The 16,144-nt window shown below is 41.6% G+C and carries 17 protein-coding genes and 1 riboswitch; of the genes, 14 read left to right on the forward strand and 3 right to left on the reverse strand.

Going from position 1 to position 16,144, the window contains the following annotated elements:
• Positions 1-43 precede the first annotated feature (43 nt).
• Entirely contained in the window at positions 44-430 is a 387-nt protein-coding gene (locus ACY8DX_RS10700; RefSeq protein ID WP_049670935.1) for a hypothetical protein, read from the reverse strand.
• 338 nt (positions 431-768) lie between these two features.
• Between ACY8DX_RS10700 and ACY8DX_RS10705 the strand changes: the two genes are divergently transcribed.
• The 5 genes from ACY8DX_RS10705 to ACY8DX_RS10725 all read left to right on the forward strand — a co-directional run bounded on the left by ACY8DX_RS10705 (position 769) and on the right by ACY8DX_RS10725 (position 5,458).
• Positions 769-2,463, forward strand: coding sequence for a glycoside hydrolase family 68 protein (locus tag ACY8DX_RS10705; protein ID WP_462406853.1), 1,695 nt, complete (start codon positions 769-771; stop codon positions 2,461-2,463).
• A 437-nt stretch (positions 2,464-2,900) separates the two neighbouring features.
• Entirely contained in the window at positions 2,901-3,626 is a 726-nt protein-coding gene (locus ACY8DX_RS10710; protein ID WP_462406925.1) for a ZIP family metal transporter, read from the forward strand.
• 186 nt (positions 3,627-3,812) lie between these two features.
• Positions 3,813-4,871, forward strand: a complete 1,059-nt coding sequence (locus ACY8DX_RS10715; RefSeq protein WP_462406854.1) for a threonine aldolase family protein — start codon at positions 3,813-3,815, stop codon at positions 4,869-4,871.
• A gap of 237 nt (positions 4,872-5,108) precedes the next feature.
• Positions 5,109-5,312 (forward strand): hypothetical protein, encoded by a 204-nt coding sequence (locus tag ACY8DX_RS10720; protein WP_462406855.1) that lies wholly within the window; start codon positions 5,109-5,111, stop codon positions 5,310-5,312.
• The gene (locus ACY8DX_RS10725; protein ID WP_462406856.1) at positions 5,309-5,458 is read left to right on the forward strand and encodes a hypothetical protein; all 150 of its coding nucleotides are present in this window, start codon (positions 5,309-5,311) and stop codon (positions 5,456-5,458) included. The genes ACY8DX_RS10720 and ACY8DX_RS10725 overlap by 4 nt, the downstream gene beginning before the upstream one ends.
• Positions 5,459-5,519: 61 nt before the next feature.
• Here the strand turns inward: ACY8DX_RS10725 and ACY8DX_RS10730 are convergent, their stop codons facing one another.
• Positions 5,520-6,254 (reverse strand): TVP38/TMEM64 family protein, encoded by a 735-nt coding sequence (locus tag ACY8DX_RS10730; RefSeq protein ID WP_462406857.1) that lies wholly within the window; start codon positions 6,252-6,254, stop codon positions 5,520-5,522.
• A gap of 211 nt (positions 6,255-6,465) precedes the next feature.
• Between ACY8DX_RS10730 and ACY8DX_RS10735 the strand changes: the two genes are divergently transcribed.
• Positions 6,466-8,046, forward strand: coding sequence for an amidohydrolase (locus ACY8DX_RS10735; protein WP_462406858.1), 1,581 nt, complete (start codon positions 6,466-6,468; stop codon positions 8,044-8,046).
• A 67-nt stretch (positions 8,047-8,113) separates the two neighbouring features.
• Entirely contained in the window at positions 8,114-8,671 is a 558-nt protein-coding gene (locus ACY8DX_RS10740; RefSeq protein ID WP_462406859.1) for a thioredoxin family protein, read from the forward strand.
• A gap of 96 nt (positions 8,672-8,767) precedes the next feature.
• On the opposite strand, the gene ACY8DX_RS10745 is transcribed toward ACY8DX_RS10740, so the two are convergent.
• Entirely contained in the window at positions 8,768-8,920 is a 153-nt protein-coding gene (locus ACY8DX_RS10745) for a hypothetical protein (protein ID WP_462406860.1), read from the reverse strand.
• Positions 8,921-9,101: 181 nt separating this feature from the next.
• Positions 9,102-9,202: riboswitch (purine riboswitch) on the forward strand.
• A 137-nt stretch (positions 9,203-9,339) separates the two neighbouring features.
• Between ACY8DX_RS10745 and ACY8DX_RS10750 the strand changes: the two genes are divergently transcribed.
• From ACY8DX_RS10750 to ACY8DX_RS10780, 7 genes are all read left to right on the forward strand, one after another.
• Positions 9,340-10,635, forward strand: a complete 1,296-nt coding sequence (locus ACY8DX_RS10750; RefSeq protein WP_462406861.1) for an NCS2 family permease — start codon at positions 9,340-9,342, stop codon at positions 10,633-10,635.
• A gap of 477 nt (positions 10,636-11,112) precedes the next feature.
• The gene (locus ACY8DX_RS10755) at positions 11,113-11,313 is read left to right on the forward strand and encodes a cold-shock protein (protein ID WP_049670927.1); all 201 of its coding nucleotides are present in this window, start codon (positions 11,113-11,115) and stop codon (positions 11,311-11,313) included.
• Between the two features lie 144 nt (positions 11,314-11,457).
• Positions 11,458-12,294, forward strand: coding sequence for a hypothetical protein (locus ACY8DX_RS10760; protein WP_462406862.1), 837 nt, complete (start codon positions 11,458-11,460; stop codon positions 12,292-12,294).
• A gap of 65 nt (positions 12,295-12,359) precedes the next feature.
• Entirely contained in the window at positions 12,360-12,653 is a 294-nt protein-coding gene (locus tag ACY8DX_RS10765) for a DUF2087 domain-containing protein (protein WP_462406863.1), read from the forward strand.
• Between the two features lie 388 nt (positions 12,654-13,041).
• Positions 13,042-15,096, forward strand: a complete 2,055-nt coding sequence (locus tag ACY8DX_RS10770; protein ID WP_462406864.1) for a thioredoxin domain-containing protein — start codon at positions 13,042-13,044, stop codon at positions 15,094-15,096.
• A gap of 356 nt (positions 15,097-15,452) precedes the next feature.
• Positions 15,453-15,857: a DoxX family protein gene (locus tag ACY8DX_RS10775; protein ID WP_462406926.1), complete on the forward strand. Its 405-nt coding sequence runs from the start codon at positions 15,453-15,455 to the stop codon at positions 15,855-15,857.
• 78 nt (positions 15,858-15,935) lie between these two features.
• On the forward strand, positions 15,936-16,127 hold the full coding sequence (locus ACY8DX_RS10780; RefSeq protein WP_462406865.1) for a YkvA family protein: 192 nt from the start codon (positions 15,936-15,938) through the stop codon (positions 16,125-16,127).
• Positions 16,128-16,144: the final 17 nt, after the last annotated feature.

A 16,144-nucleotide genomic window follows, 5' to 3' on the forward strand; every position in this document is an offset into this window, starting at 1 on the left:
CAAGACCTTTTCTCTTTTTAGTGAATAGAGAGACTGATAGATATTATGTTTGTTTTATGGAGATAGCCTTTGAATAATAGATAGCCTTACACCCTTCTAAATCTTCTTCTCGCATGAAGCCTAGTTTAATGGAGGCGTTAATCTTCTCTTCATCAGGGATTTTGATTACCTTAATGAGATCCTTCATTTTCAGCTCCTCTAGTTTCTGCACCGTGGGCTCTGGAAGATATTTTTCTGTCTTTCTAATTTGTCGTTGCAGCTTAAGCCCTTCTTCTATTAACTCTCCTTTTTGATTCACTCCTGCCTGCTTGTCAAAGAATTGATGAAAGACTTCCTTCAAGACGTTCATTTCATCTTCTATCGCCTTTTTTTCTTTGCTTAGAGAATGGTAACGAGCCATCATGTCTGCCGTTATCAGAATATCATTCATGTATTCCCCTCCATATTTATAGCTAGTTTGTACAACATATTTTCTTTTGGCGCATTATATGCCTATCGTGGATATTTCCGATTCCATGTAAGCTATTTCAAAGGGAGCATGGACAGTAGGACTGCTTTTTCTGGTCATGCACCATCCGGTTGGGGGAAGTGATAGGCTTTATGCCTTTGTCTGTGCGGGCTGTTTGTTATTTCGTCTTTTAAGTGGCGATTATATAAAGTTTTTAAAAATATGTATAGATTCTAGGTTAATAACGGAAACAATATTTCCGCACATTCATAAAGTGGTTATTGTCAGCTTGTATTACAAAATCGAAGGGGCGTTTTTTAATGACTAATAATAATCATCATCATATGAAGGGGTGCAGGCAATATTTCCCTGTTCCTGGAAACACGAATCAACCAACAGGAAACATCAGTAACCGGAATTTTCCGAGTGGCTCATCAGGTAATATGCCAGTCACTTTTAGAAGTTTTTCAAAAAAGCAAGTCAGAGATTTTTGTCATTATGACCCGGTTAAAGATTACGAATGCTGTTTAGAAGAACACTTAGATGCCGTTCCATCTTCTTGGACAAGGGAGCAATCGGAACAAATTAGAATCACTTCTACCAATGTATCAAGTGTCATTAATGAACCTTTCCCTCGTATATCGCCGGATTTAAATATATGGGATATGTGGCCGCTGATGACGAAGGATGGTTCTGTTGCAGAACTGCCAGGCGGGTGGAGAGTCTTATTCGCCTTATCAGCACCAAGGAGCGTCCTTCCAGGTAAGCGTCATGATATCGCTCGAATCGCTTATTTCTATTCTCGAAACGGCTATGATTGGATTCAAGGAGGCGCCTTATTTGAGGAAGGGACAGCCTTTGGTTCAAGGCAATGGGCTGGGTCCGCTATGCTTGATGATGATGGCCGTATCTATTATTTCTACACGGCAACAGGAAGAAGAGGAGAAGCACAAATCACGTATGAACAACGCATTGCCTTATCAAGCAGTGATTATATCTCAGACTTAGATGGGGTTAGATTTGTGAACTTTGCTCCTCATGAAATCATTCTTGAGCCGGATGGTGTACTATATCAAACACAAGAGCAATCCAGCGGCGGCATTATTTATGCATTCCGTGACCCATTCTTCTTCAAGGATCCTGCAACTGGATGCGAATATTTATTATTTGAAGGGAATGTAGCGGGGACGGCGAGTGATGTCGATTGCGGTCCTAATGTACCGGAGGAGGCGAGATATTATACCGGTAATATCGGAATCGCACTGCTTCGGAATGATGAGTATTCCGAATGGGAGCTTCTCCCTGCGCTCCTTGAAGCAAGCTGCAATAACCAGCAAACAGAGCGCCCTCATATCGTTGTAAGAGGTGGAAATTACTATTTATTCACGGATAGCCATAAGTTCACTTTTGCTCCTGGACTAGTTCCCGGACCTGGACCGGATGGGTTATATGGGTTTGTTGCAAGCGGCCTGCGCGGAAATTATGTCCCATTAAATAATGGCGGACTTGTCTTAGCGAACCCGCCGCAGGAGGAGTACCAGGCTTATTCCTGGCTTGTTCTTCCGGACTTCTCAGTCTTAAGCTTCATCGATAACTTTAACCTGCAAGGAATCAGCATTGATGAAGTAGGTTTATTGCCGGCCAGCTTCCAATTTGCTCACTTTGGGGGTACGTTAGCGCCGACCATACAATTAGAGGTATCAGGCACCACGACTGCAGTGGTCAATGAATTGCCATATGGCTTAGTCATGCTTGCACAATCAGAAAGCCCTAAATGTAATCTCGATTGTGAGGAAGACAAGAATGATCACGATGATGATTATGATGATTGCAAAGGAAATCACAAGCACGGAAGAAGACATGGTCATAAGCATCACGATGATGTAGACCATCATCACGGACACAATGGAAAAGGCAATAAGAAGGATCAAAAGAAATGTGATTGTCATAAAAAGGACAAGGAATGTGACTGTGATAAAAAGAACAAAAAGAAGAAAAAGAAAAAGAATAAATAAGAAATATGACGGCATTTAAGCTCTGAGCGTTTGAAAGATTCGTTTAATGAGGTCCTGCAAGAAGATTAAATCTTTTGTAGGACCTTTTTATATTTGGATAAATTGATGCTTATCCTCCATTTAACCTCTTCAAGGCCTTCCTCTTTTGAAGATTTCATTGTATAAAGGCAATCATTCACAGCTCATCTAGTTGATTGAAGTTTCGTTTCCATATGCTCCTTTAGAATTGTCACATCATTATGAACCCTCTTTAACCCCCTGTTCCTTTAGGCATAGAATTGCCTTTTCTCCTAATTTCAAGCATTTTTGAGCAGCTCATCGTTAATCAGGGCAATATATAGGTATCATCGTTGTTTTAAAGGGAAAGGTTTATTTCACCTAGATTTAGCTAATGTTGAGGAGAGAATGTAAACCTGAATGGAAGGAGGCTGCATATGATGTGGTCAGCTGCCATGTGGGGAGCTGTTTCTGGTTCAGCAGTATTTGTCGGTGCGATCCTAGCCATGGTGTTTCATTTGTCTGGAAAAATGATTGGGTATGTGATGGCTTTTGGAACAGGGGTATTAATCGGAGCTGCTGCCTATGAATTATTGGGCGATTATGTTGAAAAAGGCGAGATTTTGTCTGTTTCGATTGGATTCATGATTGGTGCTATAACCTTTACACTGCTGAATTCCTATATTTCTAAAAGAGGGGCTGGAGAGCGGAAAAGATCTGGCAGTCAAGGTGAAGGAGGTTTTTCCATTTTTATCGGCACGGTGATGGATGCTATACCGGAGTCCATCATGATTGGAGCAAGTCTGCTTGCGGGGCCTTCAGTCAGTTGGATGCTCGTTGCAGCGATTTTTATTAGCAATATCCCCGAGGGACTTTCCAGCACGACCGGATTGAAGAAGGGCGGTTATCCTGCTTGGAAGATTTATGTCCTGTGGATTGCTGTTATCCTTATATCAGCGCTGGCCTCCTTCTGCGGATATGTCTTTCTGTCTGCAGCACCGGAATCTATTATGGGCGGCATTGCAGCCTTTGCGGCAGGAGGGATTATCGCTATGGTCTCATCGACGATGATGCCGGAAGCCTATGAAAACAGCGGCCCGAGTACTGGGTTGATTACCGCTTTTGGGTTGCTGCTTTCGCTTATCCTTGATTATTTCTCCGGATGAACGGCGCCTCTTTTCAAGCTTGTACTTTCCATTCACATGAATAGAGAGAAAAGGCTCTGTTTTCATTCAGGGCCTTTTTGTAAGCCTTCTTTCTATTGCTCCAAGTAAAAGTGGTTGAAAAGAGGCTGTTTTTTCCTTATTCTAAAATAACAGACTTTAGAATGTTAACAGTGGAGGCAGTGCAATATGTATAGTTTCAAAAATGATTATAGTGAAGTTGCCCATCCAGCCATCTTGAAGGCAATGGCAGAATCAAATTATGAGCAGGAAGAGGGTTATGGGTATGATTCCTATACGCAAGAGGCCATCCGGCTGTTAAAGGAACAAATTCAAAATCCAGCTGTAGATATTCATTTACTGACTGGGGGAACCCAAACAAATCTTACAGCCATTTCTGCCTTTCTAAAACCACATCATGCTGTCATCGCACCGCATACGGGCCATATTTATGTCAATGAAGCGGGTGCTATTGAAGCAACTGGCCATAAAGTGATTACCGTACCGGGAGAAGATGGCAAGCTTAAGCCAAATCAGGTGGAAGCTGTTCTCGCAAAACATCCGGACGAACATACAGTCATGCCTAAGCTCGTTTATATCTCGAATCCAACTGAGCTAGGTACGATTTATACAAAAAAGGAACTGCAGGCTTTAAAAACGGTTTGTGAACAAAACCATCTTTATTTATATGTAGATGGAGCAAGACTAGGCTCCGCCCTCATGTCTTCAAATAACGATATGACATTGGCTGAGTTTGCCGTGTATCCAGATGCCTTTTATATCGGCGGGACGAAAAATGGTGCAATGATGGGAGAGGCTCTTGTGATTCAGCGGGAGGAGCTTAAGGAGGACTTTCGTTATTTAATGAAGCAAAAAGGGGCCATGCTGGCAAAAAGCCGGATCCTTGGCATCCAGTTTTTAGAGCTGTTTAAAGGCCATTTATATTGGGATTTAGCTGATCATGCTAATCACATGGCGATGAAGCTCCAAGAGGGATTGAAGAGAAACGGCATCTCCTTCCTAGCGGAAACTTCAACAAACCAGCTCTTCCCTATTCTTCCAGACAGCGTTATTCTTGAGCTTAAGGAGAACTATTCCTTTTATGTGTGGGAGCAAGTAGACGAGGAATCCTCCGCCATCCGTTTGATAACCTCCTGGGCAACGAGGGAATTGATGGTTGATGCCTTTATTGAGGATGTAAAGTGTCTTATGAAGAATAGGAAGAATAAGAATATTGCCTTTGCGTGAATCGAGAATGCCCCTTCCAATTTATACATTGGAGGGGGTTTTTGTGTGAATGAAAATGATTCATACGTTGAAAATTGATTTAGGAGCTTGTACAGGCAATCCCTTTCTGCACACATAGTATGTAATATAAATCAGAAAGGGGGAATAAGTATGGCTTTGATAAACTATAACCGTAGCATACTAACAAATTTAAGAAATGGCGTATCCATTCCAGTAACGTCAACACCACGGCGTATTATGGAATTCGGCTTATTTATTGATAATCCAGTAAACTTTGTTGAGTTGCTGACAACTGTAGGGTGGGATGTTACGAATGTGGAAACAAGCATGGGCCAACCTAATCAACCAACTCTTCTACTCGAGGTCAGATTGGATGGTACGACGGTCGGAAGCACCACCCAGGAATCCATTTCTAATAATGAGGACGAGCCACTCGAGTGACCACGAAATTTCAAACGGTTCTAACGAATGTATCAGCAGGACATCATGTTTTCCAAGTCTTTGTATCTAACACTCAGCCAGAACAAGGGGATATCGCGATTTCCGGACCGGCAAACGTTTCAGGTAAATTAATACGTAATTCTTAACATAACGACACCAAAATAGGAAAAACCAAAAGAGCTAACGCCTCAAAAAGTCATAGAGGAATTAGCTCTTTCTTTTTTTCTGGGTTTTAGCAGCCCATTTATAGAGATGGTTCCGGTTCATGAGAAACAGGATAAAACACCCGATCCATATGAGACCGAGAATGATGGCGTTCTTGTAATGACCGCGAACGATGAAATGCCCCATAAAATTGCTGAACATGATGCCTGGAAAACCGCCGAAGAAAACAGCCCATGAAAAGCCTTTTGTGGATATGGACGATTTGGCTGCTATGTATGGGATAAAGCCATTGGGCATGATGGGAATCCCATAAGCTAAGATAATCATCAAGGAAGGATGTTCAGATTCACTGATAAACTTCCATTTCGGATTTATCTTACCCTTTGAAGGAATAAAACGCTCCAATAAACCGTGTAATTTTCTGGCCAGTGCAAATACAGCGACATTAGCCGAGACGAATCCTATTGTACAAACAATGGTACCGATGAATCCGCCTAATACAAGTCCCGCGGCAATATTGACCGGTGCCCCTGGTATGATTATGGAGAAGGTTTGGATGTATTCAAGTCCAATCGTAAATAAGACAGCATAAAAGCCGGTTTCATGTTGAATCATCTGCTCAAGCGCATTTCTGTCTCCCGTCAATAGAACCGGAAAGAACTGGGGGTTCCATTTTTGGATAAGCCAGAAGATAAAGGCAGCCATACCTAGAAAAAGGAAAGCTTCCATAGCCAGCTGTCTTAAGGCGGTGAGCTTGCTCCCTGTATGTTTCGCCATGGCTATCAGACCCTTCTTTTTTATATAAATATCGGTCAATGTGAATAAATACACTTACTATTATACAATATGTTCTTTTGGCAACAATCGCAATTTTCCATCATATATCTTTAGTAAACAAACGGATTGACCATATTCTTCCAAGTTTTATACAATAGTAAAAATAGGCAGAGACGAGGATAGATTCCTCGAATAAAAGGGGATAGAGAAAATGAAACAGCTTTGGTACGGGGGGCCCATTTATACAATGGAGCGGGAGATGGAGACGGTGGAAGCCGTTCTAGTGGAAGATGGCATCATTGTTGATGCTGGAAAGCTCATTGATTTGAGGCAAGAGGCTGATGAGTGTGTGGATTTGAATGGAGCGGCTATGTATCCAGGCTTTGTTGACAGTCATATTCACCTGCTCAATCAGGGAGAAAAGCTGATGAGGCTGGATTTATCCCAAGCTAAGTCAGCGGAAGAAATGCTCGAACTTCTTCGGCAAACAGCTAATATTACCCCTGAGGGAGAATGGCTGTTTGGTGATGGATGGAATGAGAATCAGTTCTCAGATAAGCGGATTCCTTCTATTGAAGAACTTGATGCCATTCATGCAGGACCTGTACTGTTGACACGCGTCTGCCGCCATATGACTTTGGCGAATACAGCTGCCTTGAAAGCTGGTGGAATAGATAAACATAGTATAGCACCCCAAGGCGGTGAGATCGGTCGTGATGAGAATGGAAACGTAAATGGTTTATTATATGATCAAGCAATGAACGCTGTTAATGATGCCCAGCCGAAAATGGGAGAGGGGTATCTTGCCTACTTAACCGAAGCACTGGAGCGGGCAATCCGGCAAATGCATAGCTATGGTTTGACAGGTGCCCACACAGAGGATATGGATTATTTCGGTCCATATCAGAATCCATTAACCGCCTTTCAGCGAACAATTGGGAAAGAACATCATTTCCGGGTAACCTTGCTGCGCCATAATGCTGTCTTTGACAAAATGATGAATGATCAGCCCGATTTTGATGAACCGTTCATTGAACCTGGCCCCATGAAAATCTTTGCTGATGGGGCATTTGGAGGATCTACAGCTGCCCTATCAAGCCCGTATGCGGATAATCCGGATCATACAGGACTTCTCATTCAGACAGATGAAGAGCTTGCCAAATTGGTGCAACAGGCAAGGTCGTACAATGAGACCGTCGCTGTCCATATCATCGGGGATATGGCAGCAGAGCAAGTGATCAGTGTCCTTGAGAAATATCCAGCTCCAGCAGGTAAGCGGGACCGCTTGATTCACTGCAGTGTTCTTCGTTCTGATTTAATCGAACGGATGAAGAAGCTTTCTGTTGTTCTTGATCTTCAGCCTGCTTTTGTCCCATCAGATTTCCCTTGGGTTATTGACCGTCTCGGGATTGATCGGCTAGGGTGGTCTTACACTTGCCGCTCGCTCATTAACGAGGGATTCATGTGTGCGGCTGGCACTGATGCACCGGTGGAGGATATCAATCCCCTCTGGACGATTTATGCGGCGGTTGAACGGAAAAATCCGGGTGAGCAACATGAAGGTTATCTGCCTGAAGAGAAAATATCACGCTTCGAGGCCATCCAAATGTATACCGTTGGAAGTGCGCAGGCTATTTGCAAGGAGCATGAGCGCGGCCTGATTAAAAAAGGATATGTGGCTGACTTCTCCATCTTTGATCGTGATCTATTCACTGGAACGACAGAAGATATGTTAAGGGCCTGTGCAGTTAAGACAGTCGTAAACGGAAGAATTGGCTATGAAAGAGCTTAATCATGGGGACAATTCATTTAGGCATGTATAATTAGCCAGAGAGACATATGAATGAGGAGGAACAAGGATGAAAACAGAACAACAGTATTATGATGAATCTCCAAGCATCCAAGAATACATGGAGAAGATGTCACAGCTAAAGGAGCCATCCTTTCAAATTTATCATCAATTCGAGGTTCCTCAGGATGCTTTCATCCAGCAGTTGAAAGCTGCGAATGTACATATCCTCGCCATCACGGAAGATTGGTGCGGAGACGCCATGCTGAATAACCCGATTATCCGAAAGGTTGCTGAAGCCGCTGGTGTAGAGGTGCGAACGGTATTGCGTGATGAGGATACAGACTTGATTGACCGTTATTTAACGAATGGCGGGCGTGCGATTCCTATTTATTTGGTCTTGAACGAATCGGGCGAGGTCATCGCAAAGTGGGGCCCGCGCGCACCTGAATTGGAGAAATACGTGATGGATGGCCGCGCCCAATTACCAGCTAAAGAGGACCCGTCATTTGAAGAGAAATCAAAGGGGTTCTATGATGAATTACGCCGCGCATATACGGAACGGTCAGCTTATTGGATGAATGTGTATGACAGCTTCAAACAGGCAATCTCTCCTAAGCAATCATAAGGAGTTGATCGAACCAAGAGGGGACCTTAGCTCACAACGAGCAAGGTTCTCTCTACCTTTTACACATGTTAGGATCATGATAAATCATCCAATATTTCACCTGATCTTCCCATCTGTTTTATTCGATGTATAATAAGAATCAAAATCCTCGATCACATACCCGCCAACCAGCCAAATCCGTATTTTCTCCGCCTTTGATTTGCCTAAGCTGTCTACAATAGATCGGTTTTCTTTATGAACACAGTTCATAACCTACTTCAATAAGTATTTACTAAGCATTTGGACTAATGCCCTGTATACATTCCTCCGTTAAAGGACATGCTATATGGAAATAGTATCGGCTTCCATCTGGCTTCCACCTATTGCAAGAATAGTCTATCCCTATTAATTCATTGACTTTTTAAGTGTAGATTGTTAGAATACTAATGTTTTTAATATAATAGATAAACCTTGTATAAATTCAAGAATATGGCTTGAACGTTTCTACCAGCTACCGATAATAGCTTGTCTACAAGGGATGAGAAATGATTGATTTTTTTATTCCGTTTTGTAGAAAAGCTTTGGCCAAATAATGGTCAAAGTTTTTTTCATATCTACCGAGAAAGCCAAATGAACGATTTCTTTACTAATCATAGAAGCTTCCTCAATCAATCTAAGGAGACGACAACATGAAAGACTTTTTTAAATTTGCAGAACGGAACACTTCCTATAAGCAGGAAACACTTGCAGGGATAACGACCTTCTTATCGATTGCCTACATATTAGTTGTCAATCCGCTTATTCTAAGTCAATCCGGGATGGATAATGGGGCTGTATTCACGGCAACAGCACTTACTGCAATCATCGGAACCCTACTTATGGGGTTGCTTGCAAACTACCCTATCGCCATTGCACCTAGTATGGGATTGAATTCATTCTTCACCTTTTCTGTATGTATAGGGATGGGGATAGAATGGCAAGTTGCCTTAACGGGTGTTTTTGTCGCAGGCATCATTTTTATGCTATTAAGCTTAATGAAAATCCGAGAAAAGATCATTAATATCATTCCAGCTGATTTAAAATATGCCATCGCTGCTGGGATTGGATTTTTCATCACATTCATAGGGTTAAAAAATGGCGGAATGATTATTGGTAATCCTGATACGTTTGTTTCCATTGGTGATTTAACTTCACCTATGACCCTGCTCGCCATTATTGGTCTTATCACGACCATTATTATGTTAGTACGTGGCATAAACGGCGGGATTTTCTACGGGATGGTCATTACAACGATTGTAGGAATGATAGCTGGATTAATAGAGGTTCCTTCTTCGATTGTTGGAACGATACCGAGCATCAAGCCAACATTCGGTGTTGTATTTTCTCATTTAGATGAGATCTTTACACCGGAAATACTGACCGTTATCTTCACGTTTTTAATTGTTGCCTTCTTTGATACAGCAGGCACCTTGATTGCTTTAACTAGTCAAGCAGGAATGATGAAAAACAACGAGATACCAAATATCGGAAAAGGGTTGCTTGCCGATTCTACGGCTGGTGTAATTGGCGCTATTTTAGGCACATCGACACCCGCTACAAGTGTTGAATCCTCCGCTGGTATTGCTGTCGGAGGAAGAACAGGCTTCACGTCTGTTGTTATTGCCGCTTGTTTTGTGATTGCTTTATTCTTTTCTCCTCTTGTTGCCGTTATATCAGTGGAGGTTACATCGGCTGCATTAATCATTGTCGGTGCATTGATGGCATCGGAAATCAGCAAGATAAACTGGACGAAATTAGAAATTGTCATTCCTTCATTTTTAACCATTATTATGATGCCTCTTACATCTAGTGTGGCAATCGGGATTGGATTAGGTTTTGTTTTTTATCCGATTTGTTTAGCAGCTCAAAAGCGATATAAAGAAATTCACCCAATTATGTATGTGTTATGTTTGTTATTCATCTTATACTTTGCTTTTATATTGTAGGAATGTTGCTGATAGAGAGAATAATGCCTAGAGGGACACACATCAGTACCATTACATTCATGTGATTAAACCATAAAAGACATCGGTTAGGTTCGCTAATCGATGTCTTTTTTCACACTTAGGAATCAGGATGTAAGCATGATGATATTCTTTGGAGTGATTGTTCAATAAAAGATTCATTTATTCGGGTTAATGGCTTAGTACAAATCAAGTGTTGATCGATTTTATGCCGGAACATATAGACGATAATTGTTTATGTATAACACAATTGAAGTGGATTGCTCATGAGTATAGCTGGGGGATTCGTTTTTATCTCCAAACCTTAATGAAATACGCATTTGCAATTATATCCAATATCTGTTAACCTGAGAAGGTATTATTTTTTGTTCTTTCATATAGAATGATGGTTGATTTTCATCTAAGGTTTTGAGCAAGAATAGTAACTATCGTGCTAAGAGCACTAGGAGGCAACACTTAATGGAACAAGGTACAGTAAAATGGTTTAACGCAGAAAAAGGTTTTGGATTTATCGAACGTGAAGCGGGAGAAGATGTATTCGTACATTTTTCAGCAATCCAAAGCGATGGCTTCAAATCTTTAGATGAAGGTCAAAGAGTTTCTTTTGACATCGAACAAGGCGCTCGTGGAGCTCAAGCATCTAACGTACAAAAAGCCTAATAAGTGAATCTAACAAGATCCTGATTTATATTGGGGTCTTTTTTTATTGCTGTATAAAACATTTCTTTCTCAAGAAGGATTACCATCTTTTATGTGGAACAAGTATGTAGAAGCTGGATCCATTTAATGAGGGAGGTATGTTAAATGACGAGGAAGATTAATTATGGTAAATATACAAATTTGCCCCTAACTCTTATGCACTTATCCGAATTGGATAGAAGGCTCGAGAAAGAAGGCTATTCACTCGACATGGATCTATCACTAATATTGGATACAGAGCGGATTGCATATGATTGTACACCATGTGATGTCATTACCTTTGCGAGTATTGGAGCTGATGGAATTCACTATGGCTTATTAACCGACTTTGGAACAGTAGAAAATCTAGAGGAGGCATTTGTCATCTGTATCAGTCCTATGGACTATGACAATCCTTTCAAGATTGTCGCGCGAAACTTGCGGGAGTTTGTAAGGTTGGTTTGTACACTGAGAGATGCATCTATCATATCGAACTTCCAATACTTTGAGGAAGAAGAGGATTACCATGAATGCTTAGAAGAATTCGCCGACGAAATAGATGAGGAGTATGCGGCTAGAAACAGCTTTATTATTAATCAACTGAAAACAGCAGTGGAGGGTCCGCTAATTGAGGATATTTATGATTATGTTCAAAGACAAGTGAAAAAGGAGAGAGAGAACCAAATTATTCTGCATACGATGGGTGGACTGGGTATCAGATCAAATCAGCCTAAAATAACTAAACACAGGCTTTACAAGCTTGAAAAAGATATGAATGTCAATCTGCCTGATGTGAGAAATTTCTTTGGTTCAGCCTCTCTTGAAAGCAAGCTTGCCTTTATAAGAGAAGCCCAATTTACGTATTTATTGATGGATGAACCTGAATTAAAAAAATTTTTGATTAAAGAGATGCAGTCTATTGGATTGACTGATGAAGCGGAGCGCCTGAAGTATACATACTAGATGAAATGATAAAGAAATGGTAAACGACTTTACATAGAAGCCTTTAATAGAAAAGAGGTCTAAACATGAGGTACAGTTATACAGAACGTGAAAGAGATCAAGTGATGGCGAACTTCGTGAAAAACGGAAAAGTAGTGACGGTTCCTTCCAAGGAGAAGAAGAAATATATTCTATTACATACATTCATCCAAACGTTCGAGGAAGGAAAAACGTATTCAGAACAGGACATAAATGCTGAGCTTCTCTCGATGTATTCAAAAGCCGATTATGTAGAACAAAGAAGATATCTTATCACTTTCGGACTCATGAATAGAACGACAGATGGAAGTCAATATTGGCTGAATACTACAACTAGATAAGCGCAAATATCTGCAATACGCGTCATAAGTGTTTAAGATTTATTGAAGATGAAATCTAGCCTAAATTGAAAAATCACGATTGGCCATTTTCGTGTTTATTATCGGAGAAATTATTTGTTTGAAGATGTAGTTAGAGGCTACTAGGTAAAAGGTGACTCAACAGTAGCTTCCGTAGAATCAAGCGGTATAAGGATGTCATTAGAGGTGAAATATGGTGGTTAAATAGATTTTTCGACAGATAGAAAGTCATTTCTGACACTCCTATCTGTCTGTTTTAATTTAAGACATCTTAATCAATAAATTATGGGAATAGGTTTATACTAATAAAAGAAGTGAATGGTAGGAAGAGAACGGACATATATCTCTACCGGAAAGGAGTGATGACTAAATGAGTGGAAATTCGAAGTCAAACAGGCTAATCAACGAAAAATCCCCCTATCTTCTCCAGCATGCTCATAACCCAGTTGACTGGTACCCATGGGGAGCGGAGGCTTTCGAGAAGGCAAAGCGGGAAAATAAGCCTGTATTTGTGTCCATCGGGTATTCTACCTGTCATTGGTGTCATGTTATGGAGAGGGAAAGCTTTGAGGATCCGGAAATTGCTGTTCTCTTAAATGAGCGTTTTGTCTCTATTAAGGTAGACCGGGAGGAGCGCCCGGACATTGATTCGATTTATATGAATGTGTGCCAGATTATGACTGGTCAGGGCGGCTGGCCGCTGAATGTGTTTTTGACGCCTGATCAGGTTCCGTTCTATGCAGGGACATATTTTCCAAAGAATAGCCGATATGGTCTTCCTGGAATGAAGGATATCGTGCTGCAGCTTTATGATGTGTATTTGAATGATCCAGAAAAGATTACAAAGACAGGCGAGCGGCTCCATAAGGCGCTGGAATCAGCTCCATCCACTAGTGGTGAGGCATTGACGCTCGTTGCGGTTGATGCGGCTGTTAAGCAATTTAAGAGTATGTTTGATGAACAGTATGGCGGCTTTGGAGCGGCACCTAAGTTTCCGACACCGCATAATTTGCTGTTCCTGCTTCGTTATTATCAGTTCAGCAAGGATGAGAAGGCCCTGCAGATGGTACAGAAAACATTAGACGGACTGCGTCGAGGTGGAATTTACGATCATATTGGCTATGGATTCTCCCGCTATTCTACCGATGAGCTTTACCTCGTTCCTCATTTTGAAAAGATGCTTTATGACAATGCGATGCTGCTCATGGCCTATACAGAGGCGTACCAGGTGACGAAGGATGAGCAGTATAAGGAGACGGCTGAGCAAATTATCACATATGTGCTGCGTGATATGCGTCATCCAGAAGGAGGCTTCTATTCAGCGGAGGATGCTGATTCGGAAGGCGTAGAAGGAAAGTTCTATGTGTGGGACTATGAAGACGTTCTTGATCTTTTAGGTGAAGAGCTTGGCGACCTTTACTGCGCCGTCTTTGATATAACACCAGAAGGGAATTTTGAAGGGGCATCTATTCCGAATCTTATTCGCGAGCCAATTGAGTCATTTGCCGCTCATAATGACTTGGATGCTGACGAAGTGAAGCGTGACCTGGAGGAAGCTCGTCAAAAGCTATTTACGGCAAGAGAGGAACGAATTCATCCGCATAAGGATGATAAGATTCTGACTGCATGGAACGGCTTGATGATTGCTGGTTTGGCAAAGGCAGGACGTGTTTTTGACCATAAGGAAGCTATTGGAGCGGCGGAGCAGGCCATTCAGTTTATCGAGAGGGAACTTATGGTGAATGGACGTGTAATGGTTCGGTACCGAGATGGGGAGGTTAAGCAGGAAGGCTTTATAGATGATTATGCCTACCTGAAATGGTCGTATATTGAGCTTTATGAGACGACGTTAAATATAGCCTATCTTGAGCAAGCGAAAAAACTGGCTTCAGAAATGACTCGCCTTTTCTGGGATGATGAGCATGGCGGATTTTATTTCTATGGGATAGATAATGAAGCACTCCTCATACGGTCAAAGGAATATTATGATGGGGCTCTTCCATCCGGCAATAGCGTTGCTGCACTGCAGCTATTAAGACTTTCTCGTCTTACGGGAGACTTTCAGCTTGAAGAGAAGGTTGAAGAGCTTTTCAGGACGAGCGGAGCGGATGTAACCCACTATCCAATGGGCCACACATACATGCTGATGGCGTATTTGACAACAGCAATGAAGATGAAGGAAGCAGTTGTGTTTGCCAAGCCTTATCTTGACGACCCATTCCTGGATTACCTACAGAAGGAGTTTCTTCCGGAAGTCACCTATTTGGCAGGGACGGATAGCTCTAAATTAAAAAACGCGGCGCCATTTACGGAGGGTTATCGCGTATTAGATAAACAAACGTATTATATATGTGAAAACTTTGTTTGTCATGCACCTGTAACAGACTTAGAAGAGGCTATAAGGCAATTAAGGACAGACCGGTGATAAATAACCGGTCTTTCTTATATGTTGGTTTGTAACCATATAGAAAAGTCATGTTCGGAGGGTACGAATGGATGAAAATAACCCCTGCTAATAGCAGCAAATCCCTTTTTCTTGGTGTCATCTAGCTAATGGACACGTTAGATGAAGAAAATGAGAGTGATAACATCGCCGCAATTATGGAAGAATCATGGAAAGAGGAAAATAAGGAGCAAACCGTATTTATCGAATGACTCAATCAAACTACATTAGAATAATTCAATTATCGACCCTTACACAAGATTAGTCATCACTTCTATGTGTTTACAAGAGCTAAAGGAAAGGAATAGAGGAGGAAAAAGGGAGGAAAAGTGGAAACGATGAGAAACCTTACACGAATCCTTTATAGCTTTGTTTTACTAATAGCAGGAATCCTGCATTTTACCCGCAAAAGGAATTTTATCTATATCATGCCGAAAGTGATTCCATTTCGGCCCTTCTTCGTGCTTTTTACAGGGATTTGTGAGCTCATGGCGGGTATTGCCCTCTTTTTTAATCTATTCAAAAGGCTGACTGGTATGCTTTTAACCATCTTTATGATTCTCATCTATCCTGTCAATATTTATATGACGCTCAAGAAGAAACCGCTCGGGCCTAAACAGAAGGCACATCCAGTTGCTCTATGGCTACGGCTTCCCCTCCAAATACCTTTCATAGTCGGTGCTTATCGGTGGAGCAAAGAAGGAAAGAAAGCCGCTAGAGAAATGGTCCAACATGTACATTAGTTTTTTATGGACAGTTTTTTAATTCCTCTGTTAAAATGAGTCGAACCCAAGATGAAGGGTCAGAGGAGGATAAAGCTGTTGTCAAAACTGTCGAAAAAAACGAAGTTTGCTCTTTTGGGAGCGGGACTGTATATTATTATGCCAGTAGATGTTATCCCGGATTTTTTTGTTGGATTTGGACAGGTGGATGATCTTGCTGTTGCAACATACCTGATTAAATGCCTATATGAAGACTTGAAAAAACCAAAAAAAGAAGCGAGCCTTTCATAAATCAACCCTTAAACCGA

It is taken from the genome of Gracilibacillus sp. Marseille-QA3620, from assembly GCF_054950035.1.

Excerpts from the sequence above, each read along its gene's own strand:
- ACY8DX_RS10700 (WP_049670935.1), bottom strand. The coding sequence starts at position 430 with ATGAATGATATTCTGATAACGGCAGACATGATGGCTCGTTACCATTCT.
- ACY8DX_RS10705 (WP_462406853.1), top strand. The coding sequence starts at position 769 with ATGACTAATAATAATCATCATCATATGAAGGGGTGCAGGCAATATTTC.
- ACY8DX_RS10710 (WP_462406925.1), top strand. The coding sequence starts at position 2,901 with ATGTGGTCAGCTGCCATGTGGGGAGCTGTTTCTGGTTCAGCAGTATTT.
- ACY8DX_RS10715 (WP_462406854.1), top strand. The coding sequence starts at position 3,813 with ATGTATAGTTTCAAAAATGATTATAGTGAAGTTGCCCATCCAGCCATC.
- ACY8DX_RS10720 (WP_462406855.1), top strand. The coding sequence starts at position 5,109 with ATGGAATTCGGCTTATTTATTGATAATCCAGTAAACTTTGTTGAGTTG.
- ACY8DX_RS10730 (WP_462406857.1), bottom strand. The coding sequence starts at position 6,254 with ATGGCGAAACATACAGGGAGCAAGCTCACCGCCTTAAGACAGCTGGCT.
- ACY8DX_RS10735 (WP_462406858.1), top strand. The coding sequence starts at position 6,466 with ATGAAACAGCTTTGGTACGGGGGGCCCATTTATACAATGGAGCGGGAG.
- ACY8DX_RS10740 (WP_462406859.1), top strand. The coding sequence starts at position 8,114 with ATGAAAACAGAACAACAGTATTATGATGAATCTCCAAGCATCCAAGAA.
- ACY8DX_RS10745 (WP_462406860.1), bottom strand. The coding sequence starts at position 8,920 with ATGAACTGTGTTCATAAAGAAAACCGATCTATTGTAGACAGCTTAGGC.
- ACY8DX_RS10750 (WP_462406861.1), top strand. The coding sequence starts at position 9,340 with ATGAAAGACTTTTTTAAATTTGCAGAACGGAACACTTCCTATAAGCAG.
- ACY8DX_RS10755 (WP_049670927.1), top strand. The coding sequence starts at position 11,113 with ATGGAACAAGGTACAGTAAAATGGTTTAACGCAGAAAAAGGTTTTGGA.
- ACY8DX_RS10760 (WP_462406862.1), top strand. The coding sequence starts at position 11,458 with ATGACGAGGAAGATTAATTATGGTAAATATACAAATTTGCCCCTAACT.
- ACY8DX_RS10765 (WP_462406863.1), top strand. The coding sequence starts at position 12,360 with ATGAGGTACAGTTATACAGAACGTGAAAGAGATCAAGTGATGGCGAAC.
- ACY8DX_RS10770 (WP_462406864.1), top strand. The coding sequence starts at position 13,042 with ATGAGTGGAAATTCGAAGTCAAACAGGCTAATCAACGAAAAATCCCCC.
- ACY8DX_RS10775 (WP_462406926.1), top strand. The coding sequence starts at position 15,453 with ATGAGAAACCTTACACGAATCCTTTATAGCTTTGTTTTACTAATAGCA.